The organism is Caulobacter sp., assembly GCF_049283275.1.
Lineage (GTDB): Bacteria > Pseudomonadota > Alphaproteobacteria > Caulobacterales > Caulobacteraceae > Caulobacter.
The window spans coordinates 1-6,414 of the sequence record NZ_JBAPVS010000112.1 but is presented as its reverse complement, the minus strand read 5'-3'; the positions used below and the strand labels follow the sequence as shown (position 1 = coordinate 6,414).

At 68.0% G+C, this 6,414-nt stretch carries 6 protein-coding genes; 4 read left to right on the top strand and 2 right to left on the bottom strand.

Annotated elements, in window-relative coordinates:
• The 4 genes from WAL33_RS05415 to WAL33_RS05400 all read left to right on the top strand — a co-directional run.
• The coding region (locus WAL33_RS05415) for a TolC family protein (RefSeq protein ID WP_422179247.1) at positions 1-644 on the top strand (644 nt) is incomplete at its 5' end.
• Positions 645-760: 116 nt separating this feature from the next.
• Positions 761-1,318 (top strand): DUF2497 domain-containing protein, encoded by a 558-nt coding sequence (locus WAL33_RS05410; RefSeq protein WP_422179245.1) that lies wholly within the window; start codon positions 761-763, stop codon positions 1,316-1,318.
• 149 nt (positions 1,319-1,467) lie between these two features.
• Positions 1,468-4,191: a valine--tRNA ligase gene (locus WAL33_RS05405; RefSeq protein WP_422179243.1), complete on the top strand. Its 2,724-nt coding sequence runs from the start codon at positions 1,468-1,470 to the stop codon at positions 4,189-4,191.
• A 273-nt stretch (positions 4,192-4,464) separates the two neighbouring features.
• Positions 4,465-4,701: a hypothetical protein gene (locus WAL33_RS05400; RefSeq protein ID WP_422179241.1), complete on the top strand. Its 237-nt coding sequence runs from the start codon at positions 4,465-4,467 to the stop codon at positions 4,699-4,701.
• A gap of 24 nt (positions 4,702-4,725) precedes the next feature.
• Here WAL33_RS05400 and WAL33_RS05395 read toward each other — a convergent pair whose 3' ends face one another.
• Positions 4,726-5,133, bottom strand: a complete 408-nt coding sequence (locus tag WAL33_RS05395) for a hypothetical protein (RefSeq protein WP_422179240.1) — start codon at positions 5,131-5,133, stop codon at positions 4,726-4,728.
• Between the two features lie 125 nt (positions 5,134-5,258).
• A partial coding sequence (locus WAL33_RS05390; protein WP_422179238.1) for a serine hydrolase domain-containing protein occupies positions 5,259-6,414 on the bottom strand: 1,156 nt, incomplete at its 5' end.

Here is a 6,414-nt window from a genome sequence, read left to right as displayed (position 1 = left end):
CCTACCGCCCGACCGTCGGGGCCCGCGCGGGGCTCGACTACGACGCCGCGCGCAGCAACGGGTCGGGCGCCGACTTCGGCGACTACAACCGCGGCTACACCGCCTCCATCACCGCCTCGATGCCGCTGTTCACCGGCGGTCTGAACACCTCGCAGGTCCGCGCGGCCAAGGAGCGCGAGAACGCAGCCCGCATCGCCGTCGAAGGCGCCCAGCGCAGCGCCCTGCAACAGATCTCCACCGCCTGGAACAACCTGCTGGCCTCGCGCGCCAACCTGGTGTCGAACGAGGAGCAGGTTCGGGCCACCCGCATCGCCTTCGAAGGGGTGCGTCAGGAGCAGCAGGTCGGCCTGCGCACCACCCTGGACGTGCTGAACGCCCAGCTGGAGCTGGCCAACGCCGAGGTCGCCCTGGTCGTCGCCCGTCGCGACGAATACGTGGCCAGCGCCAGCGTTCTGCAGGCCATGGGCGTGCTGAACGTCGCCAACCTGGCCCCGGACGTCGAGCGCTACGATCCGGTCAAGTCGTACGACAAGGTCAATCACGCCCTCGGCTGGGTGCCGTGGGAGCCGCTCGTCCAAGGGGTCGACAAGGTCCTGGGCCCCTCGACGGCGGTCAAGGGCGCACCCCCGCCGGCCGCCAAATAGGACGAAATGGCGCGCCCCCAATCCTTGAGCTTGCTTAAGGCGCGCAAGTCTGCACCATCGCGGTAGGCGCCCGTTAGGGCGCCCCAGGATTCGTATCCCTTCGAGACGGCCCGCACATGTCCGATCAGAGCTCCCAAGAACCGACGATGGAGGAGATCCTCGCCTCCATCCGCCGCATCATCTCCGAAGATGACGCGCCGGCGGAAGAGGCGGCCGCGGCGCCCGAACCGGAAGCTGAATCGGAACCGGAATCGGAGCCCGCGCCGGTCGCCGAGGAGGCCCCGGCCGAGGACGATGTGCTGGAGCTGACCGATCCCATCGAAACGCCCGCGCCGGTCGAGACCCTGGGCGACATCGACGTCTATCCGTCGGAGCCCGCGTCGGAACCCGCTACGCCTGCCGCTCCCGCGTCTGAACCGGAAACGATCCAGGGCTTCTCGCGCGACGACGTCGCCGACAACCTGGTGGGCGACCAAGCCGCCAGCCTGGCCGCCACGGCCTTTGGCAGCCTGAGCTCGGCCCTGTTGCTGCCCAAGGACGGCCGCACCCTGGAAGACGTCGTGCGCGAACTGCTGCGCCCGCTGCTCAAGGAATGGCTGGACCAGAACCTGCCGCGCATCGTCGAGACCAAGGTCGAGGAAGAAGTCCACCGCATCGCCCGCGGTCGCGGATAATCTGCCGTCATCCCCGCCTCGGCGGGCGATGACGAACCGGAAATTCGAAGGCGGTCGCTCCGGTGACCGCCTTTTTCCGTCTCAAAATCCCCATTGAACCAAGGCCCACGGTTTCGCCGAGCGGCCGCAGATGGCATACCCACCGCGCCATGCTTGAAAAGACCTTCGATCCCAAATCCGTCGAGCCCCGCCTGTACGCCGCTTGGGAGGCCTCCGGGGCCTTCAAGCCGAGCGATGACCCGAACGCCGAAGCGTTCACGATCGTCATCCCGCCGCCGAACGTCACGGGCAGCCTGCACATCGGCCACGCGTTGAACAACACGCTGCAGGACGTGCTGACGCGCTTCCACCGCATGCGCGGCAAGGCGGCCTTGTGGCTGCCCGGCACCGACCACGCCGGCATCGCCACCCAGATGGTCGTCGAGCGCCAACTGGCCGCCGCCGGCAACATCGGCCGCCGCGACATGGGCCGCGAGGCCTTCGTGGAGAAGGTCTGGGAATGGAAGGCCGAGAGCGGCGGGGCGATCACCAACCAGTTGCGCCGCCTGGGCGCCAGCTGTGACTGGTCGCGTGAGCGCTTCACCCTGGACGAGGGCCTGTCGGCCGCCGTCCGCAAGGTTTTCGTCCAGCTCTACAAGCAGAAGCTGCTGTATCGCGACAAGCGCTTGGTCAACTGGGACCCGCAGTTCCAGACCGCCATCTCCGATCTCGAGGTCGAGCAGAAGGAGGTCGACGGCCACTACTGGCACTTCGCCTATCCGTTGGCCGACGGCGTGACCTTCCAATATCCGGTCGCCTTCGACGACGAGGGCAAGGCGACCGCGTTCGAGACCCGCGATTTCATCGTGGTGGCCACCACCCGTCCCGAGACGATGCTGGGCGACACCGCCGTGGCCGTCCATCCGTCGGACGAACGCTACAAGGACCTGGTCGGCAAGGACGTGGTCCTGCCGATCGTCGGCCGCCGCATCCCGATCGTCGCCGACGACTACGCCGACCCGACCAAGGGTTCGGGGGCGGTCAAGATCACGCCGGCGCATGACTTCAACGACTTCCAGGTCGGCAAGCGCCACGGCCTGCCGTCGATCAACATCCTGACGCCCGACGCCCGCCTGAACGACGAGGTTCCGGCCGAATATCAGGGCCTCGATCGCTTCGTCGCCCGCAAGGCGGTCATCGCCAAGGCCGAGGAAGACGGTTGGCTGCGCGAGATCGAGAAGACCCGCCACATGGTCCCGCACGGCGACCGTTCGGGCGTGGTCATCGAGCCCTACCTGACCGATCAGTGGTACGTCGACGCCAAGACCCTGGCCCAGCCCGCCCTGAAGGCGGTGGAGGAGGGGGCGACGGTCTTCGAACCCAAGCATTGGGAAAAGACCTATTTCGAGTGGCTGCGCAACATCGAGCCCTGGTGCGTCTCGCGCCAGCTGTGGTGGGGTCACCGCATCCCGGCCTGGTTCGGTCCGGACGGTCACATCTTCGTCGAGGAGACCGAGGAAGAGGCCCTGGCCGCGGCCATGCTGCACTATGGCGACGAAGCCCCGATCCTGAAGCGCGACGAGGACGTCCTGGACACCTGGTTCAGCTCGGCCCTGTGGCCGTTCTCGACCCTGGGCTGGCCTGAGAAGACCGAGGACCTGGCGCGCTTCTATCCGACCAGCACCCTGGTCACCGGCTTCGACATCATCTTCTTCTGGGTCGCCCGGATGATGATGATGGGCATCCATTTCATGGGCGAAGTCCCGTTCAAGCAGGTGTTCATCAACGCCCTCGTCCGTGACGAGAAGGGCGCCAAGATGAGCAAATCCAAGGGCAATGTGATGGACCCGCTGGTCCTGATCGACGAACTGGGCTGCGACGCGGTGCGCTTCACCATGACGGCGATGTCGGGCCAGGCTCGCGACATCAAGTTGTCAAAGCAACGTATTGAAGGTTATCGAAATTTCGGCACGAAGTTGTGGAACGCTTCGCGCTTCGCCCAGATGAACGAGTGCGTCCGCGTCGAGGGTTTCGATCCCGCCTCGGTCAAGCAGCCGATCAACAAGTGGATCCGCGGCGAGACGGTCAAGACCGCCGCCGAGGTGACGCGGGCCCTGGAGGCGCCGTCGTTCGACGCCGCCGCCACCGCGCTCTATCGCTTCATCTGGAACGTGTTCTGCGACTGGTACCTGGAGCTGGCCAAGCCGATCCTCAACGGTGACGACGCCGAGGCCAAGGCCGAGACCCGCGCCACCGCCGCCTGGGCGCTGGACGTGATCCTCAAGCTGCTGCACCCGGTCATGCCGTTCATCACCGAGGAGCTGTGGGACAAGACCGCCGAGTTCGGCGCCCCGCGTAAGGGCATGCTGATCGTCGAGAGGTGGCCTGAGCTGCCCGAGAGCTGGATCGACGCGGACGCCGAAGCCGAGATCGGCTGGCTGGTCGAGACGGTGGGCGAGATCCGCTCGGTCCGCGCCGAGATGAACGTGCCGCCGGGCGCCAAGCCGCCGCTGTCGGTGATCGGCGCCAACGCCGAGACCAAGGCCCGTCTGGCCCGTCACCGCGACCTGCTGCTGACCCTGGCCCGCCTGGACAGCGCCCGCGAGGCCGACGCGGCCCCGACCGGCGCGGTGCCGTTTGTGCTGGGCGAGGCGACCGGCGCCCTGGCCATCGCCGAGTTCATCGATCTGTCGGCCGAGAAGGCGCGCCTGGCCAAGGAGATCGCCGGCCACGCCGTCGATATCGACAAGGCCGCCAAGAAGCTGAACAACCCCGACTTCCTGGCCCGCGCCAAGGAGGAGGCGGTCACCGAGAACCGCGAACGCCTGGCCGAGGCTGAAGCCGCCAAGGCCAAGCTGGAAGCGGCCTTGGCGCGGCTCGAGGCGGTGGGTTAGGTCGCAGATTGTGGTCCTCGCGGTTTGGGTTCACCTTCTTCGGGTGAAGTCCGGTCGCGGGGAGCGATTTTGGTACGCAAGGCAGGATGGACGGCGGCGCTGGCGATGACAGCGACGCTCGTCGCGACACACGCGACGGCGGTGGAATTCACGTCCGACTGCAACGGCGGTCGGCTCACCGACGCCTCGCGCCTGGTCGATCATGCGGAAGCGGCCTGGTTAGGCCGTGTCTCAAGCGTCCGGAGTGGCCGAACGACGGGTGGAGGCGGCGCAATGATCGTCACCGTCAATGGCAGTTTTCGCGTTCGCCCGACCCTCGTCGTAAAGGGAAAAGCGCCCAAGCCCGCTAAGGGGCGCTGGTTCATGACGTGGATCGATGACGGCCAGATCGTCGGCTACAAGCCCGACAAGGACGAGACCTATCTGGTGTTGGTCGGGCGCAGCGGGGCGTCTTTCGAACGCGCCGCCTGCCTTAGCGGATTGGCTGAAGTGGCGCCGTCCTCACCCTAGGAGAGGACGGCGCTAGGTCCTCGGCTACTTCTTCGCGCCGCCCAGCATGCCCTCGATCTCGGTCTTGCTGGCGTTGATCAGGGTGGCGCCGTCCTGGACGGCGAGGTTGGCGACGGCCACGGCGAAGGTCTTGTCGCCCATCTTGATGGTGGCCATCGACTTGCCGGTGGCGTCGGGCTTTACCTCGGCGACCGAGCCGATCACCGCGCCGGAGTTGTCCTTGACCGGCTGGCCGGCCGCCACGGGTGCGGCGGCGGTCGTCGTCGAAGCGGTGGTGCCAGCGGCGGCTGCGGCGCCAGCCGGCGCCGTTGTGGTCGCCGTGCTGGCGGCAGGATCTTGAGCAGGGGCCGCCGGGGCGGTGGTCTGGGCCAGGGCGGGGGCGGCGATGGCGAGCGCGATCGTGGCGGCGCCGAGGGTCAGAAATGAACGCATGCGGTTTCCCATCTGTCGAAACGTCCCCCGACGTTCCGTTAGGCTGACGCGACTTTGGGGCGTCGGCGGGACGCTGATGCGGTCAAAATGGGCCGAGGCCGAACGCGGTTCGCTCAGCGGCGGCGTCACCGCCCGTAGACGGCGTCGCGCACCTGGGTCGTGAAGGGGCCGTTCATGCCCTCGAAGGCGGTGTTGGTCATGATCACCACCGTCAGGCGGCTCTTGGGATCCACGAACCAGTTGTGGCCATAGACGCCGCCCCAGGCCAACGTGCCCGCGCCCTGCGGGGTCTTGGCGACGGCGGGATCGTCCAGCACCGCCCAGCCATAGCCGAAGCCCCAGCCGGGACCCTGGGTCGCCGCCTGGGCGCCGACCTGGTCCTTCGTCATCTGCGCCACCGTCGCGGCCTTCAGGATCGGCGCGCCGCCCGTCCGCACGGTCTCCAGCAGGGTCAGCACGTCGCCGGCCGTACCGACCATGCCCGCGCCGCCGGAGGGGAAGGCGGTCTTGTCCGTGGCGCGGCTGGGGGCGAAGCGCACGGCGGTGGCGCCCAGCGCGACGTCCAGATTGTCGGTCATGCGCTTGGGCGCGGGCTGGGCGTTGTAGTAGGCGGCGGTCAGTCGGGTCGGATCGCGAGCGACGAAGCCGGTGTCGGTAAGGCTCAGCGGCCCGGTGACGGTCTCGGCCACGACCTGAGGCAGGGACTTGCCCGTCGCCTTCTCAAGCACCGAGCCCAGCACGTCGATGGCCAGCGAATAGCGCCAGGTCGAGCCCGGCGGAAAGGCGAGGGAAGCCTTGCCCAGGCGGCGCATGTTCTCGTCCAGGGTGATGCCCGAATTGTCGATGCCATCCGAGACGCCCAGGGCGTGGTAGGGGTGCGAGGCTTGCTCGGCCAGGCCGTAGGTCAGGCCGCTGGTGTGGTTCAACAGCTGGCGGATCGTGATGACCGGCGTGGTCCCGTCGGCCAGCTTGGGTCTGAAGTCGGGCAGCCACTTGGTCACCGGATCGTCGAGCCGCAGCGTGCCGTCCTCGACCAGCTTCATGACGGCGGCGGTGACGAACGGCTTGGTCACCGAAGAGAAACGAAAGACCGCGGCCTCGCGCATCGGGCGGCCGGCTTCGCGGTCGGCCAGGCCGGCGGCGCGGTGGTAGACGATCTTGCCGTCGCGGGCGACCAGCACCACCGTCCCGACCAGCCGTTGCTCGGCGACGGCGGCGTCGATCACCTTGTCGAGCCGGGCCGCAAGGGCGGCGTCGGGCGCCGCCGCGACAGGGATGGGC